This window comes from Pararobbsia alpina (assembly GCF_902859895.1).
Taxonomy (GTDB): Bacteria; Pseudomonadota; Gammaproteobacteria; order Burkholderiales; family Burkholderiaceae; genus Pararobbsia; species Pararobbsia alpina.
In genome coordinates, this window is sequence record NZ_CADIKM010000010.1 from 46,807 (window position 1) to 72,408 (window position 25,602).

Sequence of the window (25,602 nt, forward strand, 5' to 3'; positions counted from 1 at the left end):
CGTTATTCGCGCTTGAGCACCGCCACCTTCTCCATCAAGCGTTCCTCGACCGAGGGGAACACGAATTTACTGACGTCGCCGCCCAATTGGGCGATCTCACGAACGATGGTGCCGGAAATGAACTGGTACTGGTCGGAAGGCGTCATGAACATGGTTTCGACATCGGGCAGCAGGTAGCGGTTCATGCCGGCCATCTGAAACTCGTATTCGAAGTCCGACACGGCGCGCAAGCCGCGCACGATGACCCGCGCGTCGTTCTTTCGGACAAAGTCCTTGAGCAGGCCCGTAAAACTCTCGACCTCGACATTCGGATAGTGCCCTAGCACTTCGCGTGCGATATCGAGCCGCTCTTCGAGGCTGAAAAACGGCTTCTTGTTCCGGCTGTCCGCCACGCCGACCACGAGCTTGTCGAAAATGCTCGAAGCACGCCGCACCAGGTCTTCATGACCGCGCGTCAGCGGATCGAATGTGCCGGGATATACCGCAACCACCATAGCTTTCTCCTCTTTGCGCCGCGCGACTCGCGCATTATTCATCAATTTCGCGGCGCAGCAAATGATAATGCACGAGGCCGGCCTTGCCTTGACGGTCGACCGACCATCCTGGTGGTAATTCGTCGGCCGCTTCCTGGGTCGCTTCGTTCATCGCCCCGCTCGCGCCTTTCGTCGTTTCCGTTGCCTTTTTAGTCATCCCGACTACCCTGTCGATCGGTACCGCAGCTTCGACGTACAGCACGCCACCCGGCGCGACGAGCGGCATGGCGAGCTTCAGCGCATCGCCGAGCAATGCCGAATCGAACGGCGGATCGAGAAACACGACGTCGAAGCTCGACGGCGGAAGATTCGTCGCGAAGCGGATCGCATCCGCCTCGGCGATTTCGACTGTCACCGCCCCGAGCTTGTCCTTGATCGCGTGCAATTGCTTCGCCGCGCGCGGATGCCGTTCCACCAGGACGACCCGCGCCGCGCCGCGCGAAGCGGCTTCGAAGCCGAGTGCACCGGTGCCGGCGAAAAGATCGAGACAGCGCAGACCGTCCAGCGTCTGCCCGAGCCAGTTGAACAGAGTTTCGCGCACGCGATCGGGAGTCGGACGCAGGCCGTCGATCACCGTGACCGGCAGCGGCGTGCGTTTCCATGCGCCGCCGATGATCCGCACCTGCTGGGGGGCGTGGCGAAGTTTGACCGCGGGCGGACGCGGCGTGGCAACAGACTTGTTGGGGCGCGGCATGACGAATTCCTTCGAGAGCCTCGGATTATGCCCGATGAGCTATGCACGGTGCTGCTCACGATACCCGCCTGCCCCCTGGACCCTCGCGGAGACCGCCTCTGTTAAGATTCGCGTTCACCGACCCGACGCCCTGACGGGTGCCGACCTTCCCGCCATGTTCAGCTTTTTCAAACGTTTCAAGTCCGGCTCGAAATCTTCGAGCGAGGCATCCTCGACAACGCCCGAACCGGCTCCCGAGACGCCGGAAGAATCGCCAGCAGCGCCTGTGCCCCCCGCTCGGGCATTCGCGCCGCATGCTCCAGCGTCGTCCGCAACTGCTTCGGTCTCCTCGCCGGCCCATGCTATGCCGGCGCCGGCACGCACGGATGCGGACCGGCCCGGACAGACGCCGAACCGAGGTGCTGATTTCGGTACGCCGGCTCCGGGGTCCGCTCCGGCATCGACTCCCGCAGCCGCGTCCATCCCGGCCACGCCCCCCGTTCAGCCTCGCGCGGCTTTTGCCGCCGCGCCGGTTGCCCGCGAAGCCGTGGAAATCGAGGAAACCATCGTCATTCCCCCGCCTCCGGTCGAGCCCGAGGCGAAAACATCGTGGCTCGCACGGCTGCGCAGTGGACTGTCCAAGACCAGTTCAAGCCTGAGCGCCCTGTTTGTCGGCGTGAAGATCGACGAGGCGCTCTACGAGGAACTCGAAGCCGCCCTGCTGATGGCCGACGCCGGTATCGAGGCCACCCAGTATCTGCTCGACGCGCTCCACGAAAAAGTGCGCGCCGAACGCCTGACCGACGGCGCGCAAGTCAAGGCCGCGTTGCGCACGCTGCTCGTCGAATTGCTCAAGCCGCTCGAACGCTCGATGGTGCTCGGCCGCGCCGAGCCGCTGGTCATCATGATCGCGGGCGTCAACGGCGCGGGCAAGACAACCAGCATCGGCAAGCTCGCCAAACACCTGCAGGGCTTTGACCAGACTGTTTTGCTCGCCGCGGGCGACACGTTCCGCGCAGCAGCGCGCGAACAGCTCGCGATCTGGGGCGAACGCAACAAGGTGACCGTCGTCTCGCAGGAAGGCTGCGATCCGGCCGCGGTGATTTTCGACGCGGTCGGCGCTGCCCGCGCGCGCAAGATCGATGTCGTGATGGCGGATACCGCGGGCCGGCTGCCGACCCAGCTTCATCTGATGGAAGAACTCCGGAAGATCAAGCGGGTCATCGGCAAGGCGATGGTCGATGCGCCGCACGAAGTGCTGCTCGTACTCGATGCAAACACGGGCCAGAATGGCCTCGCGCAGGTCAAGGCATTCGACGATGCGCTCGGTCTGACCGGCCTGATCGTCACGAAACTCGACGGCACCGCGAAGGGCGGCATTCTCGCGGCCATCGCGCGCCAGCGGCCCGTGCCGGTTTACTTTATCGGCGTCGGCGAAAAGGTCGAAGACCTTCAGCCGTTCTCGGCTGAAGAGTTCTCGGACGCGTTGCTCGGCTAATGGCGCTTTCACTCATGGCAACAACGACGCCGCGATCGACCACATGACGATGCCAATCACGCCGTCGAGTATCCGCCACGAGATATCACGCTCGAACACGGGCCGCAACAGCTGTGCGCCGAACCCCAGCGTGAAGAACCACACCACCGACGCACTCATCGCCCCGAACGCGAAATAGACATCGCCGGGCCAGCCGTTGCGCGCACCGATCGCACCGAGCAGTACGACGGTATCGAGATAGACGTGCGGATTGAGCAGCGACAGCGCGAGCACGGTCAACACTGTCGTGCGTACGCTCGCGCCTTCAACGGCGCTTGCGTCGAGGTGTCCGGCGCCCCGCCATGCGGCAACAAACGCACGCAGGCCGTAGAGAAACAGGAACACCGCGCCGAACCATCTGACAATGGTCAGAAGCAGGGGCGAATGCTGGATCAACACCCCCATCCCTCCGACCCCGAGCGCGATCAATGTCATGTCGATCGCCGCGCAGATCGACACGATCAGCAGCACATGCCGCCTCATGAGCCCCTGCTTGAGCACATAGGCGTTCTGCGCGCCAATCGCGACGATCAGGCTCGCGCCCAATCCGAAGCCTGACGCATACGTCGCCAGCGCCTGATAGGACGCGAACGCCTGCGCCATCAGCGAGCGCGGACCTGAAGCTCGCCGACGCCCGCGACGCCGCCCTCGAGCAGTTGCCCGCGCTGCACCGGACCGACACCCGACGGCGTGCCGCTGAAAATCAGGTCGCCGGCCTTGAGCTCGAAGAACCGCGACAGATAGGCGATGGTCTCGGCGACCGACCAGATCAGCTCGTCGAGGTTGCCACGCTGCGCCTGCTTGCCGTCCACGTCGAGCCAGATCGCACCGCTCGTCGGATGTCCAATGTCTGCCGCCCGGTGGATCGGCCCGATCGGCGCGCTGCCATCGAAACCCTTGGCGACATCCCACGGACGACCCGCCTTCTTCGCCTCGGCCTGGCGGTCGCGGCGCGTCATGTCGAGGCCGACCGCATAACCGAATACATGTTCGAGCGCCTGCTCCACGGCGATGTTCGAACCGCCCTTGCCGAGTGCGACGACCAGCTCGATCTCGTGATGCACGTCTTCGCTTTCAGCCGGGTAGGGGAATTCTCCAACCGTTCCCTCGGGGATCGAGATGATCGCATCGGCTGGCTTGGCGAAGAAGAACGGCGGCTCTCGATTCGGGTCCCCGCCCATTTCGCGCGCATGCGCCTCATAGTTGCGGCCGACGCAATAAATCCTGCGCACCGGGAATTGTTCGGCCGCGCCCGCGACCGGCACCGACGCGACAGGCGCCGGTGGGAAAACGTAAGTCATGAAACCTCCGAAAGGAAAGACCAGACGGCCTTGAATCCAGCTGCTATGTTACAGTCCACGCCGCCGGCCTGCCCCGCCCGGGTACGAGCGCTGGTGTGGAACTTGCACAGCACACGTTCGTCCGCCCGAGCCATGAGTTCGTCCATGCCGCCGCCCTCTGCTCCGCGCAGCCCCTCCAAGGGGACAGCCCTGCGCATCCTGCTCGTGCGCGACCCGTTCAATTCGCGCGACGAAGACGTCGAGGCGATCCGCGCGGGTCTCGCCGATGCGGGCTATCAGCTTGTCAGCGTCGCCGATGCGGACGTCGACCTGCCCATACTGATCGACGAGTCGAAACCCGATCTGCTGATCATCGAATCCGAAGCCGCGGCGCGCGACGTGCTCGAACATGTCTGCGTGTCGACCCGCAACGCGCCGCGACCGATCGTGCTCTTCACCGACAACGACGATGCCGAACGGATGCGCACCGCGTTCGCGGCCGGCATTACCGCCTATATCGTCGACGGGCTCACGGCCGAGCGCGTCAAGCCGGTGCTCGATGCGGCGCTCGCACGTTTCGGCTTCGAGCAGCAATTGCGCGACGAGCTGGCATCGACGCGCAATCAGTTGTCCGAACGCAAGCTCGTCGAGCGCGCGAAGGGCATGCTCATGAAACAGCTCGGAATCACGGAGGACGAGGCTTATCACCGTCTGCGACGCCTTTCGATGGAAAAGAAACTCCGCCTCGCGGACGCGGCACAGCGGATCATCGATATCTCAGCGGCGCTGGACGAATAAGGGATCCGACGGCCTGCCGGAGGGTCGATTCGGCTTTCCGGCGCAGGGATTGAATCAGCCGTGCCGGCCGCAGAATTAAAGCGGCCGCGCCGCCTATTGTCGCGATCGCGTGATCGACCGGACGCGTGCCCATTGCCGCGCACCACGCGACAGCATCGTGCACTACGCCGCAACGCGGGGCACCGCGACGCTGCATCGCCCGGCATTCACCCGCATGCACGCGATGAAGCTCCGCACAGACGCGTGAGCCTTGCCAGCAAAAGCATTGCAGCCTTCTTTGCGCTTTGCACAACCACAGTGGCATGACGCTTGCGTAGATCTCACCCGAGCCAACGAAGGCTCGCGGGACGAGCGCCATGCCGGCGATCTCCCTGGGACAACGGCGTCCCGATCCGACACGTCTTCGACGTCCGGATCGGGACGCTTTTTTTTGCCGATCGATTCGAGCCATGACCGACACCGTCGACAGTGCCAATGAATTGCCAGCCCACGCGCCGGATGCTGCGCGCGCCGTGGGCGCCGACGCGCGCGAGGCCGCGGCACCCGCCAGCGGTACGCCGCCCGCCGCTGGCGCCTGGCTGGCCGGCTCGGACCGCCCCGAAAAAATCGAGATTCGCGTCGGCTTCCTGCCGCTGACCGATTGCGCTCCTGTCGCGATGGCCATCGCGCTCGGTCTCGATCAAAAATACGGTATCCGAATCGTCGCGCGCCGCGAGGCATCCTGGGCCGCCGTACGCGACAAACTCGTCAACGGCGAGCTCGATGCCGGGCACGCCCTGTACGGCATGGTCTATGGCGTCGAGCTCGGTATCGGCAGCCACCAGAGCGCCATGGCCGTGCTCATGACGCTGAACCAGAACGGCCAGGCGATCACGCTTTCCTCGCGGCTCGCCGCGGCCGGCGTGACAGACGGCGCCTCGCTCGCGGCGCATCTGCGCGCGGATGGGCGCAGGGCCGTGTTCGCGCAGACCTTCCCGACCGGCACCCATGCGCTCTGGCTCAACTACTGGCTCGCCGCACATGGCATCGATCCGCTGCGCGACGTGCGCACGGTCACCGTGCCGCCACAACAAATGGCCGCGAACATTGCCCAGGGCCGCATTGATGGCTTCTGCGCGGGGGAACCGTGGCACGCGCATGTGATCTCGAGCGGCACGGGTTTTACCGCCGCAACCTCACAGGATGTATGGCCCGACCATCCCGAGAAAGTCCTCGCGTCCACGGCCGAGTTCGTGCAACGCCATCCGAACGCCGCACGCGCATTGATCGCCGCACTGCTCGAAGCCGCTCGCTTTATCGACGCGTCCGCCGAAAACCGCTCGCGCACGGTCGCGACGATCGCATCGGCCGACTACATCGACGTGCTGCCCGAAACGATCGAGCCCCGCATGCAGGGCCGCTACCGCAACGGCATTGGCCGTACCTGGGACGATGCGCATCCGCTGCGATTCCACGCCGAAGGCGCGGTCAATTTCCCCTACCTGTCCGACGCGATCTGGTTCATGACCCAGCAGAAACGCTGGGGCATGTTGAATGCCCACCCCGACTATCTGGCGATCGCGAACCGGGTCAACCGCCTCGACCTCTATCGCGACGCAGCAGCCGCCGCCGGCGTGCCGCTGCCCGGTCACGCATCGCGGCACTCGACGCTCATGGACGGCACGGGCTGGAGCGCAGCCGATCCGCGGGCCTATGCAGACACCTTTTCGATCCATGCCTGAGCGAATGAAATTGGAGAACACAGTGATGACCAAGCAAAAACTGGTGATGGTCGGCAATGGCATGGCCGGCGTGCGCACCCTCGAGGAACTGCTCAAGCACGCGCCGGATCTCTACGAGATCACGGTGTTCGGCGCGGAGCCGCATCCGAACTACAACCGGATCCTGCTCTCGCCGGTGCTGGCGGGTGAACAGACGATCGACCAGATCATTCTCAACAGCTATGACTGGTATGCCGAACACAACATCACGCTGCATACCGGTAAACAGATCGTCAGCATCAACCGCGCGCGCCGGATCGTCACGGCAAGCGACGGCACGACTGCGCACTACGACCGGCTGCTGCTCGCAACCGGCTCGAATCCGTTCATCCTGCCGATACCCGGCAAGGACCTCGAAGGCGTAGTCGGCTATCGCGATATCGCCGACACGCAAGCGATGATCGATGCAGCCACGACCCACAAGCACGCTGTCGTGATCGGCGGCGGCCTGCTCGGTCTCGAAGCGGCCAACGGTCTCAAGGTCCGCGGCATGGAAGTGAGCGTCGTGCACCTGGCCGACTCCCTGCTCGAACGCCAGTTCGATCGCAATGCGGGCACGCTGCTGCGCAAGTCGCTCGAAGCGCGCGGCCTCACGTTCAAAATGGAAACGCAGACCGAGGCGCTGATCGGCGACTCGGCTGACGGCACGGCGGGCCGCGTGCGCGCGGTGCGCTTCAAGGACGGTTCCGAAGTCCCGGCCGACATCGTCGTGATGGCGGTCGGCATCCGCCCGAACACGTCGCTCGCGCAGAGCGCGGGCCTGCACTGCGATCGCGGCATCGTTGTCAACGACACGATGCAGACCTTCGATCCGCGAATCTACGCGGTAGGCGAATGCGTCAGCCATCGCGGCATCGCCTATGGCCTCGTCGCCCCCCTGTTCGAACAGGCCAAGGTCGCGGCGAATCATCTCGCGCATTTCGGCATCGGCCGGTACGTGGGCTCGGTGACCTGGACCAAGCTCAAGGTCACGGGCATCGACCTGTTCTCGGCGGGCAACTTCACCGGCGGTGAAGGCACCGAGGACATCACCTTGTCGGACCCGCTCAGCGGCATCTACAAGAAGCTCGTGATCAAGGACGACAAGCTCGTCGGTGCCTGCCTCTATGGCGATACCGCCGACGGCGCCTGGTATTTCCGGCTGTTGCGCGAGGGCCGCAATATCGCCGACATTCGCGACACCCTGATGTTTGGCGAATCGAGCCTCGGCGATACCGGCCACAGCGGTGAGAGCCGGGCGATGTCGATGGCACCCGAGGCGGAAGTCTGCGGCTGCAACGGTGTCTGCAAGGGGACGATCGTCAACGCGATCAAGGGCAAGGGCCTGTTCACCCTCGAGGAAGTGCGCAAGCATACCAAGGCTGCGGCTTCGTGCGGTTCGTGCACGGGACTCGTGGAACAGATCCTCATGAACACGCTCGGCGGTGATTACTCGGCTTCTCCGAAAGCTAAGCCGATGTGTGGCTGCACTGACCGTACGCATGCCGAAGTACGACAGGCGATCCGCGAGCACAAACTGCTGTCGATTCCCGCGGTCCAGCGCTTTCTCGAATGGCGCACGCCGAACGGCTGCGCAAGCTGCCGCCCGGCGCTCAATTACTACCTGCTGAGCACCTGGCCGCACGAGGTCGAGGACGACCCGCAGTCGCGTTTCATCAACGAGCGCGCGCACGCGAACATCCAGAAGGACGGCACCTTCTCGGTGATCCCGCGCATGTGGGCCGGCGAAACGAACTCGAGTGAACTGCGCCGGATCGCCGACGTTGTCGACAAATACCAGATCCCGACCGTCAAGGTGACAGGCAGCCAGCGCATCGACCTGCTAGGCGTCAAGAAGCAGGATCTCCAGGCCGTCTGGAAGGACCTCGGCATGCCGAGCGGTCACGGCTATGCAAAGGCGCTGCGCACCGTGAAGACCTGTGTCGGCTCCGAATGGTGCCGCTTCGGCACGCAGGATTCGACCTTGATGGGCAAGCAGCTCGAACGCGCACTGTGGCGCATGTACGCACCTCACAAGGTCAAGCTCGCCGTGTCGGGCTGCCCGCGCAACTGCGCGGAATCGGGCATCAAGGACGTCGGCGTGATCGGCGTGGATTCGGGCTGGGAACTCTACGTCGCCGGCAACGGCGGCATCAAGACCGAGGTCGCGCACTTCTTCGTGAAAGTCCGCACGCACGAGGAGGTACTCGAATACGCGGGGGCGTTCCTGCAACTCTATCGCGAGGAAGGCTTTTATCTCGAGCGGACCGTGCACTACGTGAGCCGTGTCGGTCTCGAGTACGTGAAGAAGAAGGTGCTCGACGATGCCGACAACCGCCGCGCACTTTGGGAGCGACTTCAGTTCACGCTCAAGGACGAGCCCGATCCGTGGCACCAGCCTGTCGAGGCCAAGCTGGACTTGCGGCAGTTCGCGCCGCTTTCGCTTACTGCCGAATAGGGGAAACGAATCGTGCGAATCATGCGAAACGTACACCAGGTACGAGCGGTAGAGGCCGTGGAAGCCGTGCAAGTCGAAAAGGAAGTTGCACGAGCGCGGCGTAATGAAACCATGCGCGCAAGGAACAATCATGACTGTCAGTGAATGGCTGTATGTCTGCGAGGCAGACGATATCCCCGCACTCGGCGCGCGCGTGGTCGAGCGTGCCCATGGATTGCCGATCGCCGTGTTCCGCAATGCGGCCGACAATGTATTTGCCCTGCTTGATCGCTGCCCGCACAAGGGCGGCCCGCTGTCGCAGGGGATTGTCCATGGCGACCAGGTGACCTGCCCGCTGCACAGCTTCGCGATTTCGCTGGACAGCGGCCTCGTGCAGGCGCCCGACGAAGGCTGTGCGGCGATCTTCGCCATCCGGCGCGACGGGCAGGCGATCTACCTGAAACGCAGCGAAGTCGCATCGATCGGGATCGACGACGGGGCGGGCGCACCGCAGCCCATTTCGTTCGAGACCCGACGCGCATGATGACGCCGCTGCGGCCCGGCGAAGTTCGCAGCACCTGCTGCTATTGCGGCGTGGGCTGCGGCGTGATCGTCGAGACACAGGAGACGGCTCGCGGCGCGCGCGAGATCACCGGCGTGCGCGGGGACCCCGACCATCCCGCGAATTTCGGCCGCTTGTGCTCGAAAGGTGCGTCGCTTCATTTGAGCGCGACCGGACATCGCTATGAGCAGACTCGCGCGGCGCACCCCGAAATGCGCATCGAACGCGGCGAGCAGCGGCGCCGCATCAGCTGGGACGAAGCGCTCGCGCATGTCGCGGGGCGGTTCGCCGAGATCGTGCGCAAACACGGTTCCGATTCGGTGGGCCTGTATATTTCGGGCCAGTTGCTGACTGAGGATTACTACGTGTTCAACAAGCTCGCAAAGGGCTTGCTCGGCACGAACAATATCGATTCGAATTCGCGACTCTGCATGAGCTCCGCGGTGTCGGGCTACAAGCTCACGCTCGGCGCCGATGCGCCGCCGTGCAGCTATGACGATCTCGATCATGCGGGCACGGTGTTCATCGCGGGAGCCAACCCGGCCTTCGCGCATCCGATCCTTTACCGGCGGCTCGAGGATGCACGCGCGGCGAACCCCGCCATGCGCGTGATCGTCGCCGATCCGCGCCGCACCGACTCGGCGAGCGATGCGACACTCCATCTGCCGATCGCGCCCGGCACTGATATCGCGCTATTCCATGCGATGTTGCATGTGATGCTCTGGGAGGGTCTTGTCGATCGCTCATTCATCGAGGCGCACACCGAAGGCTTCGATGCGCTGCGCGATACGGTCCGCGACATGACGCCCGCCATCGCGAGCGGGCTGTGCGGCGTGCCGACCGACGATATCGTCACGGCCGCGCGCTGGTTCGCCACCGGGCCCACACTTTCGCTCTATTGCCAAGGCCTGAACCAGTCCGCGTCGGGGAGCGCGAAGAACGCCGCGCTGATCAATCTGCATCTGGCGAGCGCACAGATCGGCAAGCGCGGCGCCGGCCCGTTCTCGCTGACGGGGCAGCCAAACGCAATGGGCGGACGCGAGGTCGGCGGCATGGCGACAATGTTATCGGGCCATCGCGACATCAACAGCGCGGCCGATCGCGACGAGATCGCCCGCTTGTGGGGCGTCGACGCGCTTCCCGCGACGGCGGGCAAGACCGCGGTCGAGATGTTCGACTCGCTGGCTGACGGCTCGCTCAAGGCGGTCTGGATCGTCTGCACGAATCCCGCGCAGTCGATGCCCAACCAGTCGCTCGTGCGCCAAGCGCTCAAACGGGCGGAATTCGTCGTACTGCAGGACGCGTATGCGAATACCGCGACTGCACCTTTCGCGGACGTCCTGCTGCCCGCTACGACCTGGGGCGAAAAAGAAGGGACCGTGACAAATTCCGAGCGCCGCATTTCACGCGTGCGCGCGGCGCGTGCGCCGTATGGCGAAGCGCGCGACGACTGGCGGATCGCCGTCGACGTGGCCCGGCGGCTCGAGGCGCAACTGCGTCCCGCGCAGCCGAGCCTGTTTTCCTATCGAACACCAGAAGCAGTCTGGAACGAGCATCGGGCGACCACCATCGGCCGCGATCTCGATATCGGGGGGCTTTCCTATGCACTACTCGAGGCGCAAGGCCCGCAACAATGGCCTTATCCGGCCGGCGCGGCAGGAGCGACTGAGCGACTTTATCTTGACCACCGCTTCGCTACGCGCGACGGCCGCGCCCGCTTCGCGAACGTCAGCTACCAGCCCGTTGCAGAAGCGGTCGATGCGCGGCATCCGTTCGCGCTGACGACCGGCCGCCTGCGCGACCAGTGGCATGGCATGAGCCGCACTGGCACGGTCGAGAAGCTGTTCTCGCACATGCCAGAACCCTGCGTCGAGCTCAACGCGCGCGATATCGAACGGCTGGGGCTCGACGAGGGGGCGCTCGCGCACCTGACCTCGCGCCGCGGCAGCATCGTCATGCCCGTGAAGTCGAGCGAGGCCATGCAGCCGGGGCAAGCCTTCGTCGCGATGCATTGGGGAGAGGAATTCCTCGGCGGGCAGCCCGGCGGACGCGTCGCGCATGGCGTGAATTCGCTGACGACCGGTGTGTACGATCCGGTGTCCAGGCAGCCCGAGCTCAAGCATGCGGCGATCCGGATCATGAAGGCCGAACTGAGCTGGCAATGGACCGTGTTCGCCTTGCTGCCCACGGAACGCGCGCTCATGCTGCAGCAGACGATGCGGGCCTACCTCGCGCGGTTTCCGTTTGCGAGCTGCGTGCCGTTCGCGGCCGGCAGCCAGGTCGGTCTGTCTTGGCGCGCAGCCGCGTACGATCCTGCGGAGATCGATCTCCAGCAGGAGATTGAAGCCCACTTTGGGATCGTCGCCGGAGCGCCGGATGTGCTCTTCTACAAGGACACGCGGCGCGGTACGGTGCGACGGCTGCGGGTCGAGGACGGCGTGTTGCGGGCAGTCTCGCTCGCAGGAGACATCTCGGCCGCGGGCTGGCTGCGTGAGTACCTCGACACGGCGACGCCGGTGGACGGGCTCGGTCGCCGGCTGCTCGTGTCGTCGAGCATCCCGCCGACGGAGAACATCGCGCCGCGCGGCAAGACGGTCTGCAACTGCGTCGCCGTTGGCGAGCGAGAAATCGTCGACCTGCTCGGCGCACAGCCCGCTTCGGCCGACCCGGCCGCGCGTCTCGAAACCCTCAGGCAGCGGCTCAAATGCGGCACGCAATGCGGATCGTGCATTCCGGAACTCAAGCGGCTCGTCGGGTCGACGCGGGCTGTTCAAGCAGCTTAGCTCGGAATGCCGGGGGTTCGGGGTCACCATCGGTGCACCATCGCTGCGATACGGACCTATCGCAGGGTCGTACACCACGGCCCTGACGCCGGCAGGCGATAATGTGGATCGAGCCTTCTCCAGAATACGCGATGACTGAATTGACGTTCTCCTGCGCACGCTTCATCAAGGAAATCGGGCGTGGCCCCAACGGCGCACGGCCGCTGTCGCGCGAGGACGCGCACGATCTCTATTCGGCGATGCTCGACGGCCGCGTCACGGATGTCGAACTCGGCGCCGTGCTGCTCGCCTACCGGCTCAAGGGCGAAACGCCAGCCGAACTCTCCGGCATGCTGGCGGCCGCCCATGAGACGCTCGAGTTGCTGCGCACCCCCGCGGGCGCGCATCGCGGCGTCTCGATCCCGAGCTACAACGGCGCGCGCAAACAGGCCAACCTCACGCCACTGCTCGCCATGCGGCTCGCGCACGAAGGTGTGCCGGTGCTCGTGCACGGCGTGACCGAGGATCCGGGCCGCGTGACCAGCGCGGAGATCTTCGCCCGCCTCGGCGTACCGGCCGCGGCCAGCATGGCCGATATCGACGCCTCGCTTGATCGCGCGAAGATCGCTTTCGCACCGATCGCGACCTTGTCGCCGCAGCTCGCACGGCTGTTGTCATTGCGCCGGGTGCTCGGCGTGCGCAATTCGACGCACACACTTGTCAAACTGCTGCAACCGTTTCGCGAACCGGGTCTGCGCCTCGTGAACTACACGCACCCGGCCTACCGCGACAGCCTGTCGAGCCTTTTCAGCGATCATCCGGAGATTGGCGCCGGCGGCGCGTTGCTCGCGCGCGGCACCGAAGGCGAGGCCGTCGCCGACACGCGGCGACAGGTCCAGATCGACTGGCTGCACGATGGCCTCGTCGAAACGATCGTCGAACCCGAGCGCCGGGATCCGGATACGCCCGCGCCCGCCCTGCCGGAACGCGACGCCGATGCTACCGCTCGCTGGATCGAGGCCGCCCTGTCGGGACAGGTGCCCACGCCGCCTGAAATCGAACGACAGGTCGAGACCATCAAGCGGCTTGCCGCGCATCCGGAGGTTTCGGCTTGAATTTCAGCCTGAGCTTTCACTTGAATTTCAGCTTTGAGTTTCCTGTTGACACGCCTCAGACCGTCCGCCTATATTTGCCTCTATGCAATCGACCGCACCTTCCACCCTCCGCATTGCCCGCCTGCTATCGCAGCGGCTAGCGCTACGCCTCCTACCGGCGCTAGCGTAAGGCCCTGCGCGTAAGCGCTCAGCAGTTTCTGTTTCTCCCCGTTTTCAGGTGAAGTGGTTCACAGACGGCCCGAGGCTATCCGCCCGCCGAGCTCACCATTTCGAAACCTTGGCCGCCAATCCGCGTCCAGCCCCGGAAAAGACGATGTTCCGCACCGCCCATCTCGATCTCGCTCTACCGCTACCGCTACCGATCGGCTGACGGAACGCGCGCCCTGTGGCAATTCCGTTCGCCTCACGCCACATCCTTTGAATCCCCCCGCTTTCGAGGCGAACATGCTCAAGAATCCGTCCACCAAGTACCAACCGTTTCCAGCCGTAGCGTTGAACGGCCGCCGATGGCCCTCGCGCACGATCACCCAGGCGCCGATCTGGATGAGCACCGACTTGCGCGACGGCAACCAGTCGCTGATCGATCCGATGAGCATCGACACAAAGATCGAATTCTTCGAGATGTTGGTCCGCATCGGCTTCAAGCAGATCGAAGTCGGCTTTCCGTCTGCCTCCCAGACCGAATTCGACTTCGTGCGCCGCCTGATCGAGGAGAACCGGATTCCGGACGACGTGACGATTGAAGTGCTCACGCAATCGCGCGCCGAGCTGATCGAACGCACATTCGAATCGCTCGATGGAGTACCCCGCGCAATCGTTCACCTCTACAACGCGATTGCGCCGTCGTTCCGCAAGATCGTGTTCGGACTCGGCAAGGACGAGGTCAAGGCACTTGCGGTCGAAGGCACGCGACTCATCAAGCAGATGGCTGCGGCGCGGCCGCAAACCGAATGGACATACCAGTACTCGCCGGAGACCTTCAGCATGACCGAACTGGGTTTTGCGCGCGAAGTCTGCGATGCGGTCGCCGGTGTCTGGCAGCCAACGCCCGCACACAAAATGATCGTCAATCTGCCGGCCACGGTCGAGGCAGCCATGCCCAATGTGTTCGCCGACCAGGTCGAATGGATGGACCGCAATATGGCATTTCGCGACAGCATCGTGCTGTCGGTCCATCCGCACAACGACCGCGGCACGGCGGTCGCCGCCGCCGAAATGGCATTGCTCGCCGGTGCGGACCGCATCGAGGGCTGCCTGTTCGGCAACGGTGAACGCACCGGAAACGTCGACCTCGTGACGCTCGCGATGAACCTCTATACCCAGGGCATCTCGCCGGGCCTCGATTTTTCGGACATCGACGCCGTGCGCCGCACCGTGGAGCGCTGCAACCAGTTGCCCGTGCATCCGCGTCATCCGTATGCGGGAGACCTCGTATTCACGGCATTTTCGGGTTCGCATCAGGACGCGATCCGCAAGGGCCTCGCCCAGCAGCGTGCCGACGCGATATGGGAAGTCCCCTATCTCCCGATCGATCCGGCCGATGTCGGCCGCAACTACGATGCGGTAATCCGCGTGAACAGCCAGTCTGGCAAGGGCGGCACGACCTGGCTGCTCGAGCGCGGGATCGGCGCCACGCCGCCGCGGCGCATGCAGATCGAATTCAGCCGGATCGTACAGGGCGTCGCTGACCGCTCGGGCGTCGAAGTCACGCCGCAGGGCATCTGCGAGTTGTTCCGCAAGACTTATTTCGACGCGAAGGGGCCCCTCGCACGCGCCACGGCCGATACGCTGAGCTGCAATGGGCGCAGTTTCCCGACGCCGCCGGCTGGCGCCGACGCGGCACAGTACGCCGCGAGCATCGCGAAGGCGATCGGACGGTCCATCGTGGTGGTCGATATCGAAGAGCAGCGCACGGCAGAGGGCAAGGTCGCCGTATTTGTCGGCGTTCGGATCGGCGCGGCGGGCGAAGTGGGCCAGGCCGGCATTCATTGCTACGGTGCTGCGATCCGGGAATCGAAGGAGATGGCCGTAATCGATGCGGTAATGGCATCGGTCAATCGGGGCATCGGCGTAACGGCCCCGGACGAACAGGCCGCGCTTGAATTTGCTTGATTCGCGGCCTTGGCGGAAAGGTAGGCCAGATGCCGACTGGGAACCGTCGAGGCAATGCGTAAAACAGCGACATAGTCCGAACCGCGCCCGAACTGTGCGGTTCACCCTGCCTGAACGTGCCGGCGCGGGTGGCGCTCAGTCCGTCGCGCAGCGCGTCGCCTGCCACGCCGCGAGCCGCCAGCCAGCCTTCTCGTGGACCTGAATCGCCGTGTAGGCAATCAGAAACAGCAAGACGCCGCTGTTCGCCTCGAGCTCGACGAGCGCACGGCCGGTCACGATGCAGGTATCTTCGCGCGCGAGCAGAATGTCCTGTGTCTGGACTTCGATCTGCCGGTAGCGGCGCTTGCCGTTCGTAATCGCCGCGAGCAGCTGTGCCTTGTTCTCGCGCTTGCCGTTGGTATGGATATAGCTGACGTTGTCGGACAGGAGGGCCTCGAGCTGCTCGCCGTCCGCGTCCACCATGGCCCGGAACCGCTCGCGTTCAAGCTCCTTGACCTTATTCACGATGGAATCGTTGAATTTTGCCGCCATCCGGAACCTCGCCGCCTGGGAAATGCACCCGATCGATTCGCTGAAATTTACACCACGTTGGCCTCCGTATCCTATGTGTGTCGAAATTCGAGCCGCCAAGCAACAGACGCGAAATCTCCGCGGAACCCGGGGGAACCGTGCAGGTCTACCCATTTAGATGACTATCATCATCCAAGCTTTGATAGGTACACGGGAACCCTTACGTGCTAACCTCCTCTAACACTTAGCACTCTAATTTGGAGAGTGCTAAGATGGAAACCGATGCCTTTAAGGAGCTTACCGAGTGAGCACTGCCACGACTTTTCCGAAAGCAAACCGTTCCACCGCACCTACCGGCGCCCTTGCGCTGGCCGGGAACGCGATGTTGCCGGGTCAGCTTGGCAATATCGACGCGTATATCCAGTCGGTCAACCGGATTCCGATGTTGACGCCGGGTGAAGAAAAGCAGCTGGCAGCCGACTATCGCGAACGCGGTGACCTCGGTTCGGCGCGCCGCCTGGTGTTGTCGCATCTGCGGCTTGTGGTGTCGATCGCGCGCAACTACCTGGGCTATGGCCTGCCGCATGCCGATCTGATCCAGGAAGGCAATATCGGCCTCATGAAGGCGGTCAAGCGCTTTGATCCCGAACAGAACGTACGCCTGGTGTCGTATGCGATGCACTGGATCAAGGCCGAGATTCACGAATATGTGCTGCGTAACTGGCGCATGGTGAAAGTTGCGACAACCAAGGCCCAGCGCAAGCTGTTTTTCAACCTGCGCAGCCACAAGCAGGGCCCGCAGGCCTTCTCGCAGGATGAGATCGACGGTCTGGCGAAGGAACTCAACGTCAAGCGCGAAGAAGTCGTCGAGATGGAAACACGTCTGTACGGCGGCGATATCGCGCTCGAAGGCCAGGTCGACGATGGCGAGGAAAGCTACGCGCCGATCGCCTATCTGTCCGACACGCGCCAGGAGCCGACCGAGGTGATCGCCGCGCGTCAGTTCGACCATCTGCAGTCGGACGGCCTCGCATCGGCACTCGGATCGCTCGACGAGCGCAGCCGCCGCATCATCGAAGCCCGCTGGCTCCATGTGTCGGACGACGGCACGGGCGGCGCGACCCTGCACGATCTTGCCGCCGAATTCAGCGTATCCGCCGAACGGATCCGCCAGATCGAAGCCAGCGCGATGAAAAAGATGCGCACAGCGCTTGCCGCAGAGGTGTGACGCCCCGCGGCTCCCCGCAGTGGTGAGTCTCTCGACTCAGCACCGCTGATCAGATCAAGACAACCAGCATGGCCTCACGGCAATGCTGGTTTTTTTTCGTCCACGTCTGCGGCATTTTGTCGCATCGCAACACGACACCTCCTTGTCCCGTGGGCCTGTCAAGACGGCGACGCCTACCTGCGACAATCTGGCGCATGGTACGCAATTAAGCGGATTCCTAAAATCGTTGCAGGAATTGTCGTGCGCGGAGCCGGTTCCCCTCTTTTCCGGTCCGCCTAACGTCGAAGCGGCATTCCAAAAGACAATGAACCAGCTTCTCTCCGTACTCTCCCGTGCGCGCCGGGGCGGCTCCCTGAAGGTCGAACTGATTGTGGTACTGGCCGTGAAAGCCGCCCTGCTTTTCGCACTCAAGGAACTGTTCTTCAGCCATCCCGCCGCCGAACACATGCATCTCCCCCCGGCCGACGTCGCCCGAGCCTTGCTCGACACCCCCGCGTCCACTCAAGGAGCCGCTCATGCTAAGTAGCGACGTCGTCGAGCTCTCGCGGCTGCAGTTCGCCGTGACCGCGCTCTACCATTTCCTGTTCGTCCCGCTGACGGTCGGCCTGGCGTGGCTGCTCGTGATCATGGAGTCGTGCTATGTGATCACCGGCAAGATCGTCTACAAGGACATGACGCGCTTCTGGGGCAAGCTCTTCGCGATCAACTTCGCGATGGGAGTCACGACCGGCATCACGCTCGAATTCCAGTTCGGCACCAACTGGTCGTACTACGCGCACTACGTCGGCGATATCTTCGGGGTGCCGCTCGCGGTCGAAGGAATGATGGCCTTCTTCCTCGAGTCGACCATGGTCGGCCTCATGTTCTTCGGCTGGGACAAGCTCTCGCGCGGCAAGCATCTGATGGTGACGTTCCTCGTCGCGCTCGGCTCGAATCTGTCAGCGTTGTGGATACTGATCGCAAACGGCTGGATGAACAATCCGGTCGGCGCCGCATTCAACTATCAGACGATGCGCATGGAACTCACGAGCATGGTCGACGTGATGTTCAACCCCGTCGCGCAGGTCAAATTCGTGCACACCGTGGCGGCCGGTTACGTGACTGCCTCGATGTTCGTGTTCGGGGTCTCATGCTGGTATCTGCTCAAACGGCGCGATACCGCGTTTGCGCTGCGCTCGTGCGCGATCGCCTCCGCCTTTGGCCTTGCCTCGACACTCTGCGTGATCGTGCTCGGCGACGAGTCCGGCTACACGACGGGCGAAGTCCAGAAAGCCAAGCTCGCGGCGATTGAATCGGAATGGGACACAGCACCCGCCCCGGCCTCGTTCACGCTGTTCGGCATTCCGAACCAGAAGGAACAGCGGACCGACTATGCGGTGAAGATTCCTTACGTGCTCGGCCTGATCGCGACGCGTTCGTTCGACGACGAGGTAACCGGCCTCAAGGACATCATCCATTCGAACGAGGCGCGCGTGCGCAGCGGGATCATCGCGTATTCGGCCTTGCAGGAAATGAAATCCGGCAGTCCCACAGCGGCTGCGCGCGCCGCTTTCGAAAAGCATCAGCAAGATCTCGGCTATGCGCTATTGCTGCGCCCGATCGCGCCACGTGTGGTCGACGCGACCGATGCGCAGATCGCCCAAGCCGCAGTGTCGTCAATTCCCAAAGTTGCGCCGGTATTCTTCTCGTTCCGGATCATGGTCGGAATCGGCATCCTGCTGCTCCTGACATTCGTGCTCGCATGCTGGCTATCGATGCGCGGCAAGCTCGAAAAACCTCGCTCGCGCTGGTTCCTGCGCTGGGCGGTCTGCGCGATACCGCTGCCCTGGCTGGCTGCCGAATTCGGTTGGATCACCGCGGAAATGGGACGCCAGCCATGGACCATCGCGGGCATCCTGCCGACGAGCGCATCGGCGTCGACCCTCACGCCGAACGATCTCTATTTCAGCCTTGGCGGCTTCGTGCTGTTCTACACCGTGCTCTTCGTGGTGGAGATGTTCCTGATGTTCAAGTATGCGCGGCGCGGCCCTTCCTCCCTCCACACGGGCCGTTACCACCACGAACCGCGGGCCGTCCAATGAGCGCGGATGACCAGACGCGCCGGTCGCACGAATCACACAGGCAGCACAAGGCTCGCCCACGCTCAACGCCGACAATGAGGAACCGCGATGTTCGACTATGAAACCCTCAAGCTGGTCTGGTGGGGCCTACTCGGCCTGCTGATGATCGGCTTCGCGCTGACTGACGGCTTCGATCTCGGCATCGGCACCCTGCTGCCCTTCATCGGCCGGACCGACACCGAGCGCCGCGTGATCATCAACGCGATCGGCCCGACCTGGGAAGGCAACCAGACCTGGCTCATCACCTTCGGCGGCGCGAGCTTCGCGGCCTGGCCGATGGTCTATGCGACATCGTTCTCGAGCTTCTACGTCGCCCTGCTGCTCGTGCTGTTTGCGCTTTTCATGCGGCCGGTCGGCTTCGACTATCGCGGCAAGATCGACAACCCGCGCTGGCGCAGTGCCTGGGACTGGGCCTTGTTCGCGGGCAGCGCGGTGCCGTCGCTGGTGTTCGGCATCGCGTTCGGCAATCTGCTGCAGGGTGTGCCGTTCTTCTTCGACGGCGATCTTCGCTCGACCTACACGGGCAGCTTCTTCGGCTTGCTCAACCCGTTCGCGCTGCTGTGCGGCGTGCTTGCCGTGTCGATGCTCGTCGCGCACGGCGCCGCGTTTCTGCGGATCAAGACCGAGGGCATCGTCGCGCAGCGCGCCAAGCCTGTGCTGCGCATCGCGACGCTGCTCACGCTCGTGCTGTTCGCCGTCTGCGGGTATTTCGTGCTCACGCGGGTGCCCGGCTATCTGATCGTCGGCCATGTCGACGGCAACGGCGTCGCTAACCCGCTGAACAAGGAAGTGATCGCCGCGCCCGGACTCTGGGTCACGAACTACGGCCGCTACCCGGTCACGCTGCTTGCGCCCCTCGTCACGACTCTCGCCGGCCTGATCGCCTGCTTGAGCGCCGGCCTGCGCAACGGGATCGCGACATTTCTCGCGACGGGGTTGCAGATCATCGGCGTGATCCTGACGGCGGCGTGCGCGATGTTTCCGTTCGTGATGCCGTCCTCGCTCGACCCGCGCAGCAGCCTGACGTTATGGGATGCGGCATCGAGCCGGCTCACGCTCGAAATCATGCTGTTCATCAAGCTCGTGCTGGTGCCGGTGATCTTTGTCTACACCGGCTGGGTGTACCGGGTGCTGCGCGGCAAGATCAGCGCGGAGACGATTGAACGCGATTCCCATGTGATGTACTGAAGGAGCTCGACGATGTGGTATTTCAGCTGGATTCTCGGGGTAGGTGTCGCGCTCGCGGCGGGCGTGATCGGCGCACTGTGGTTCGAAGCACGCGAGGATCGACAGGCAGCGCATCGGCAGGCCCCGCCGCGTGAAGCGTTGGGGCCGGGTGCGCGGAAGACCGCATAAAAAAAGAGGGCGGCCTTTTCACGGGCCGCCCTTCCAATTATCGCAATGTCTTCACTACTACTGCATCACTGCATACTGCAACATCTTCGTTACGACAGCTTCACCGCAACGACCTTGCTCCTGCATCTTCGCTGCATCGCGAAGCGTCAAGCGGGTTGCGGCGCAGCCCCACCCGCGGGCAGGCGCGCACCGAGCACTTGTGCATAGCGCTGGGCGGCATTGCCCACGACGATATGGAACGTGTCTGCGCCAACCCATGCGACATCGAGCGTATCGAGACGCGCGCGGTCGACTGCCTCGACATCCCGCACGACGACACGCAAACGCGTGGTTGCCACCGCATCGAGCGCGGCGACATTGCCTGCACCGCCGAACACGGCAAGCCAGCGCGTCGGCTCCGGATCGAGCGGGCCCAGGTCGGCCGGCGCGACGGGTGCCGCGGCAGCGGCGGCAGCCGGTGCGGCGACACGGCCCGCGCCGCTTGCGACTTCCTGGCGAATTTCATCCGAGATCAAGTCCGCTTCCGGTCCGATGATCACTTGCACCGTCGTCTTGCCCTGACGCAACAAGGCGCGTGCGCCCGCAGCCTTCAAGGCCGGCTCGGACACGAGATCGCTGTCGACGACGTTCAGGCGCAGACGTGTCGTGCAGGCATCGATGACCGTGAGGTTGGCCGCACCACCGAGCGCGGCGATGTACTTGCCCGCACGCGTATTGGCCGTGACCGGCGCATCGAGACTGCCGCCAAAGACCGGCGAGGGAGCCTCCGCCGCCGCGATTTCGGCATCGCTCTCACGACCCGGCGTCGCAAGGTTGAGCTTCTTGATGAAGAAGCGGAACAGGCCGTAGTAGACGAAAAAGTAGGCGATACCGATCGGAATCGCTTCCCAGCCCTTGGTCGACAGACCGTAGTTGAGCACGTAGTCGATCGCACCCGCAGAGAAGGTGAAACCGAGCTTGATGCCGAGCGCGCTGCAGATCGCGAGCGACAGGCCCGTGAGCAGCGCGTGGATCGCGTACAGAACCGGCGCGAGGAACATGAACGCGTATTCGATCGGCTCGGTCACGCCCGTCAGGAACGAGGTCAGCGCCATCGACAGCAGCAGCCCACCGACGATCGCGCGGCGGCCCTTCGGCGCAGCGTGGTACATCGCGAGGCATGCGCCCGGCAGGCCGAACATCATGATCGGGAAGAAGCCCGCCATGAAGCCGCCCGCGGTCGGATCACCCGCGAAGAAGCGGTGCAGGTCGCCCGTCACCACCTTGCCGTCGGCGCCCGTGAAGCTGCCGAATACGAACCAGCAGAGGCTGTTGATGATGTGATGCAGCCCGGTCACGAGCAGCAGCCGGTTCAGCACGCCGTACACGAACGCACCCAAGGCGCCCGCGGTCACGATCCAGTTGCCGACGTTCGAGATCAGCACCTGGACCGGCGGCCACACGAAACCGAAGATCGCACCGAGTATCAGGCAGGTGAAGCCTGTGACAATCGGCACGAAACGTCGCCCCCCGAAGAAGGCCAGGTACGAGGGCAGCTTGATGTCCTTGTACCGGTTGTAGAGCATGCCCGCGACGATACCGTCGATGATCCCGCCAAGCACGCCCATGTCGAGCTTGGGATCGATCGACTTGAGCACGGCGACCTGCACGAGATAGCCGATCGCACCTGCGAGACCCGAGGTCCCGTTGTTGTCCTTCGCAAAACCGACGGCAACGCCGATCGCAAACAGCAAGGCGAGATTCGAGAAAATCGCGTCGCCCGCATTCGCGACCATCGGGATATTGAATACATCAGGCTGTCCAAGCCGCAACAAAATCCCGGCTACGGGTAGCACCGCAACCGGCAGCATCAGGGCGCGCCCCAATCGCTGGACCTTTGCAAATGGATTGGTATCCATATAGTTCTCCAGAAGTTCTCGTCGTTGATTTACTGGCTGGTGCACTTCCCGCACCGCGCTTCCCCTTTTGCGAGCTGCCGGCTTTGTCTCCTCCAGGCGCCCTCACGTCCGGCCTGCCGTGTCTCGTGCATCTGCTGCCCCGTCGTCGACGTTCGGGGCAGCAGACAGGCGAGACAGGGTCAGGCCGGCACGTCAGGTTCTCCTATTCGAGCGGCCAGATCTCGCGGCTTACTGCTCTTACTGCCTGTGCCGACTCGAGCGCCAGAGCATCCTGAGCACGCTGACGGCACAATTGATAGTCCAGCTTACGGACACGGGCCTTGATCCCAGGCACCGACACCGGATCCACGGACAATTCGGTCACCCCAAGGCCGATCAGCAGCGGCACCGCCACCGGATCGCCCGCGAGTGCACCGCACACACCCACCCAGCGGCCATATTTCGCCGCCCCTTGCGCGGTTGCTGCAATCAAGCGCAGCACGGCCGGATGCAGGCCGTCGGCCTGGTCGGCGAGCTGGGCCTGCATGCGGTCCATCGCAAGCGTGTACTGAGTCAGATCGTTCGTGCCGATCGACAGGAAATCGGCGTAACGCGCGAGCTGGTCGGCGAGCAGCGCGGCCGACGGCACCTCGATCATCACGCCGACCTCGACCGGCTCGGTGCGGCCGACCTCGCGTTGAAGCTCGTCGATGCGTGCGCGCAAGCGGATCAGTTCGCCCGCATCGGTCACCATCGGCAGCAGGATGCGCACGGCGCCATGGGGCTGCACCGCGAGCAGGCCGCGCAACTGGTCTTCGAGGAGGTCGGGGCGTACCTGCGCGAGACGGATCCCGCGCAAGCCAAGCGCCGGGTTCGGTTCGGGCGGCAGGGTCAGGTAGTCGACTTCCTTGTCGGCACCGACATCGAGCGTGCGGATGATTGCGGTGCGCCCCTGAAGCGCGCCGACGATCGCCTGATAGCTGTCGCGATGCTCCTCGACGGTCGGGGCCTGCTTGCGATGGATGAACAGCAGTTCGGTGCGCAGCAGCCCAACCGCGTCGGCACCGTTGTCGACGGCGATCTGTGCATCGCCGGCCGTCGCGATATTGGCCGCGATTTCGATCGCCCGGCCATCGCTCGTCGAGGCCGCCTGCGCAGCGCTCTTGCGATTGAATTCGCGGACCGATGCAAGGCGCGCGCGCTCGGTACGGGCACGGTCGATATCGAGCGTCGTCGGCGCATATTCGAGGCGGCCCGCGCTCGCATCGACGACCACCGTCGTGCCGTCGGGAATCGCATGCAGCGCGTCGCCGACGGCGACCAGCGCCGGAATGCCAAGCTGCCGCGCGATGATCGCCGCATGCGAAGTCGCGCCACCGCGTGCGGTCACGAGCCCGGTCACGCGCGAGGTGTCGAGATCCGAAAGATCGGATGGCGTGAATTCGTCGGCTACGAGCACGGCTTCATCGGGCAGCGTACGCGTGCGGGTCGCGCTCGACAGGCCGAGCGCGCGCAGCACGCGCTTCTCGATATCGCGCAGATCGGCAGCCCGTTCCGCGAGCAACGCATCGTCGAGCCGGCCGAGCATCGCGGTCTGCGTGCGGATGGCTTCGCGCCACGCGAAGCCCGCGCTCTTGCCGAGGCTGATCAGATCGCGCGCCGCATCGACAAGCGCCGGGTCCTCGAGCAGCACGCGGTGCACCGCGAAGATGCCGGCCTCGCCGACCGCGCCGCGCTGCGAGGCGTTGTGCACGGTCGATTTGAGTTCCTGGTCGACCGCCTCCAGTGCCTTGTCGAGCATGCGGCTTTCAGCGGACGAGGTCCCGCTCGCGAGTTCGGGCGGGGTGAGATCCGCGTCGTCCCATCGAACCAGGGTGCCGACACCGACCCCCGACGAGGCGGCGACGCCTGCCAGGGTGTTCGGATCGAGCGGCCTGCCCGGCGCACCGTTCGCGCGCGGCGGCGGCGGTGGCGAAATGGCGCCGGCCGGCAGTTCCTCGCGCTCGGACTGCGCCTCGTGTTCGAGTTCGGCGACCACGGCTGCGAGCGCGGCTTCGGCGTCGTGGCCGGTCGCGATCACGGTCACGCGCGCGCCCTCGCCCGCGCCGAGGCCAAGCAAGCTCACGATGCTGTTCAGCGGCGCATGGCGCCCACCGTAGTGGAGCTCGACCTTCGAAGCGAACTTGCGGGCGGCTTCGCGCGCACGCGCGGCCGGCCGTGCATGGAGGCCGCCCTTATGTGCCAGCGTGACGTCGGCACGCGCCTCGGTGGACGAGGTGGTGTCTGCGAGCGCCGGCTCGGTGACAACGGTGCCGGCCGAGGCCGCCGCAGAGATCGCGACTGCTGCCGCCGACGCGGTGGCAGCCGATGCGCCGGAGGCGGTGGTTGTCGCCGCAGCTGCCGTTGCCGCGCCGGCCACCGCCGAGCGCTCGGCATCGGTCGCGCCGTGGCTCACGACGGCACTGCCGCTCGACACCAGCGTCAGCAGCATGGTGCGCCCCGCCTGCATCGGGCCGCTGCCGCGCCGGGCGATCTGGAACGCGTCGCCGTTTGCAATGGCCACGACAGTGACGAGGCTGTGCGCGCGCCGTGCAATGTAGTCGGCGTCGAATTCGATCAGCGGCTGTCCGGCCACGACGCGTTCGCCTTCGCTGACCTTCGGTGTGAAACCTTCTCCCTTGAGCTCAACCGTATCGATGCCGATATGCAGCAGCAATTCCGCCCCTTGAGCGGTCGTCAGCGTCACGGCATGGCCGGTCCGCGCGAGATGCGAGACCGTGCCGTCGCAGGGTGCGACGAGCAGGCTGTCGAGCGGGTCGAGGCCGATCCCGTCGCCAAACAGCTTGCCGGCGAACACGGGGTCCGGTACGTCCTCGATGGGTACCACCGGGCCGGTCAATGGCGCGAGCAATACAATTTCGTGATCCTGGCGATTCATTGCGACGCCTCCTCGGCGTATGTCA

19 protein-coding genes and 1 pseudogene are annotated in these 25,602 nt (G+C 64.5%); 13 read left to right on the forward strand and 7 right to left on the reverse strand.

Features of this window, described 5'->3' with window-relative positions:
• Nucleotides 1-2 precede the first annotated feature (2 nt).
• Together coaD and rsmD are read right to left on the reverse strand one after the other, a co-directional pair.
• A complete protein-coding gene (gene coaD / locus HV670_RS12870) occupies nt 3-494 on the reverse strand; it encodes a pantetheine-phosphate adenylyltransferase (protein WP_175105175.1) in 492 nt (163 codons plus the stop codon).
• Nucleotides 495-528: 34 nt separating this feature from the next.
• Nucleotides 529-1,227, reverse strand: a complete 699-nt coding sequence (gene rsmD / locus HV670_RS12875; RefSeq protein ID WP_175105176.1) for a 16S rRNA (guanine(966)-N(2))-methyltransferase RsmD — start codon at nt 1,225-1,227, stop codon at nt 529-531.
• Between the two features lie 154 nt (nt 1,228-1,381).
• Between rsmD and ftsY the strand changes: the two genes are divergently transcribed.
• On the forward strand, nt 1,382-2,704 hold the full coding sequence (ftsY, locus tag HV670_RS12880; RefSeq protein ID WP_175105177.1) for a signal recognition particle-docking protein FtsY: 1,323 nt from the start codon (nt 1,382-1,384) through the stop codon (nt 2,702-2,704).
• 12 nt (nt 2,705-2,716) lie between these two features.
• On the opposite strand, the gene HV670_RS12885 is transcribed toward ftsY, so the two are convergent.
• A complete protein-coding gene (locus HV670_RS12885; protein WP_175105178.1) occupies nt 2,717-3,346 on the reverse strand; it encodes a LysE/ArgO family amino acid transporter in 630 nt (209 codons plus the stop codon).
• Nucleotides 3,346-4,044: a fumarylacetoacetate hydrolase family protein gene (locus HV670_RS12890; protein WP_175105179.1), complete on the reverse strand. Its 699-nt coding sequence runs from the start codon at nt 4,042-4,044 to the stop codon at nt 3,346-3,348. Before HV670_RS12890 ends, HV670_RS12885 begins: the two co-directional genes overlap by 1 nt.
• A 132-nt stretch (nt 4,045-4,176) precedes the next feature.
• Here HV670_RS12890 and HV670_RS12895 point away from each other — a divergent pair, with 132 nt between their 5' ends.
• The 7 genes from HV670_RS12895 to leuA all read left to right on the forward strand — a co-directional run bounded on the left by HV670_RS12895 (nt 4,177) and on the right by leuA (nt 15,548).
• Nucleotides 4,177-4,821, forward strand: a complete 645-nt coding sequence (locus HV670_RS12895; RefSeq protein WP_175105180.1) for an ANTAR domain-containing response regulator — start codon at nt 4,177-4,179, stop codon at nt 4,819-4,821.
• Between the two features lie 449 nt (nt 4,822-5,270).
• The gene (locus HV670_RS12900; protein ID WP_175105181.1) at nt 5,271-6,542 is read left to right on the forward strand and encodes a CmpA/NrtA family ABC transporter substrate-binding protein; all 1,272 of its coding nucleotides are present in this window, start codon (nt 5,271-5,273) and stop codon (nt 6,540-6,542) included.
• A 25-nt stretch (nt 6,543-6,567) separates the two neighbouring features.
• A complete protein-coding gene (gene nirB / locus HV670_RS12905; protein WP_175105182.1) occupies nt 6,568-9,018 on the forward strand; it encodes a nitrite reductase large subunit NirB in 2,451 nt (816 codons plus the stop codon).
• A 130-nt stretch (nt 9,019-9,148) separates the two neighbouring features.
• A complete protein-coding gene (gene nirD, locus HV670_RS12910; RefSeq protein WP_175105183.1) occupies nt 9,149-9,541 on the forward strand; it encodes a nitrite reductase small subunit NirD in 393 nt (130 codons plus the stop codon).
• Nucleotides 9,538-12,342 carry a nitrate reductase gene (locus HV670_RS12915; RefSeq protein ID WP_175105184.1) on the forward strand — a complete coding sequence of 935 codons (2,805 nt, stop codon included), beginning with the start codon at nt 9,538-9,540 and terminating at the stop codon, nt 12,340-12,342. The genes nirD and HV670_RS12915 overlap by 4 nt, the downstream gene beginning before the upstream one ends.
• Nucleotides 12,343-12,473: 131 nt before the next feature.
• Nucleotides 12,474-13,436 carry a DNA-binding protein YbiB gene (gene ybiB / locus HV670_RS12920; RefSeq protein WP_175105185.1) on the forward strand — a complete coding sequence of 321 codons (963 nt, stop codon included), beginning with the start codon at nt 12,474-12,476 and terminating at the stop codon, nt 13,434-13,436.
• A gap of 444 nt (nt 13,437-13,880) precedes the next feature.
• Nucleotides 13,881-15,548 (forward strand): 2-isopropylmalate synthase, encoded by a 1,668-nt coding sequence (leuA, locus tag HV670_RS12925; protein ID WP_175105186.1) that lies wholly within the window; start codon nt 13,881-13,883, stop codon nt 15,546-15,548.
• 135 nt (nt 15,549-15,683) lie between these two features.
• On the opposite strand, the gene HV670_RS12930 is transcribed toward leuA, so the two are convergent.
• Nucleotides 15,684-16,079 carry a nuclear transport factor 2 family protein gene (locus tag HV670_RS12930; protein ID WP_175105187.1) on the reverse strand — a complete coding sequence of 132 codons (396 nt, stop codon included), beginning with the start codon at nt 16,077-16,079 and terminating at the stop codon, nt 15,684-15,686.
• A 283-nt stretch (nt 16,080-16,362) separates the two neighbouring features.
• On the opposite strand from HV670_RS12930, the gene rpoH reads away from it, so the two are divergent.
• From rpoH to cydX, 5 genes and pseudogenes are all read left to right on the forward strand, one after another.
• On the forward strand, nt 16,363-17,286 hold the full coding sequence (gene rpoH, locus HV670_RS12935; RefSeq protein WP_425511419.1) for an RNA polymerase sigma factor RpoH: 924 nt from the start codon (nt 16,363-16,365) through the stop codon (nt 17,284-17,286).
• Between the two features lie 82 nt (nt 17,287-17,368).
• On the forward strand, nt 17,369-17,812 hold the full coding sequence (cydP, locus tag HV670_RS12940; protein WP_175105188.1) for a cytochrome oxidase putative small subunit CydP: 444 nt from the start codon (nt 17,369-17,371) through the stop codon (nt 17,810-17,812).
• Nucleotides 17,802-19,367: a cytochrome ubiquinol oxidase subunit I gene (locus HV670_RS12945; RefSeq protein ID WP_175105189.1), complete on the forward strand. Its 1,566-nt coding sequence runs from the start codon at nt 17,802-17,804 to the stop codon at nt 19,365-19,367. The genes cydP and HV670_RS12945 overlap by 11 nt, the downstream gene beginning before the upstream one ends.
• Nucleotides 19,368-19,454: 87 nt before the next feature.
• Nucleotides 19,455-20,594 carry a cytochrome d ubiquinol oxidase subunit II gene (gene cydB / locus HV670_RS12950; RefSeq protein ID WP_175105190.1) on the forward strand — a complete coding sequence of 380 codons (1,140 nt, stop codon included), beginning with the start codon at nt 19,455-19,457 and terminating at the stop codon, nt 20,592-20,594.
• Nucleotides 20,595-20,606: 12 nt separating this feature from the next.
• Nucleotides 20,607-20,702: pseudogene (gene cydX, locus HV670_RS32220) on the forward strand (cytochrome bd-I oxidase subunit CydX); the annotation flags it as partial.
• Between the two features lie 206 nt (nt 20,703-20,908).
• On the opposite strand, the gene nagE reads toward cydX, so the two are convergent.
• Together nagE and ptsP are read right to left on the reverse strand one after the other, a co-directional pair.
• The gene (gene nagE, locus HV670_RS12960) at nt 20,909-22,660 is read right to left on the reverse strand and encodes an N-acetylglucosamine-specific PTS transporter subunit IIBC (RefSeq protein ID WP_175105192.1); all 1,752 of its coding nucleotides are present in this window, start codon (nt 22,658-22,660) and stop codon (nt 20,909-20,911) included.
• Between the two features lie 202 nt (nt 22,661-22,862).
• Complete coding sequence (gene ptsP / locus HV670_RS12965) at nt 22,863-25,577, reverse strand: phosphoenolpyruvate--protein phosphotransferase (protein ID WP_175105193.1); 2,715 nt, start codon at nt 25,575-25,577, stop codon at nt 22,863-22,865.
• Between the last annotated feature and the right edge of the window lie 25 nt (nt 25,578-25,602).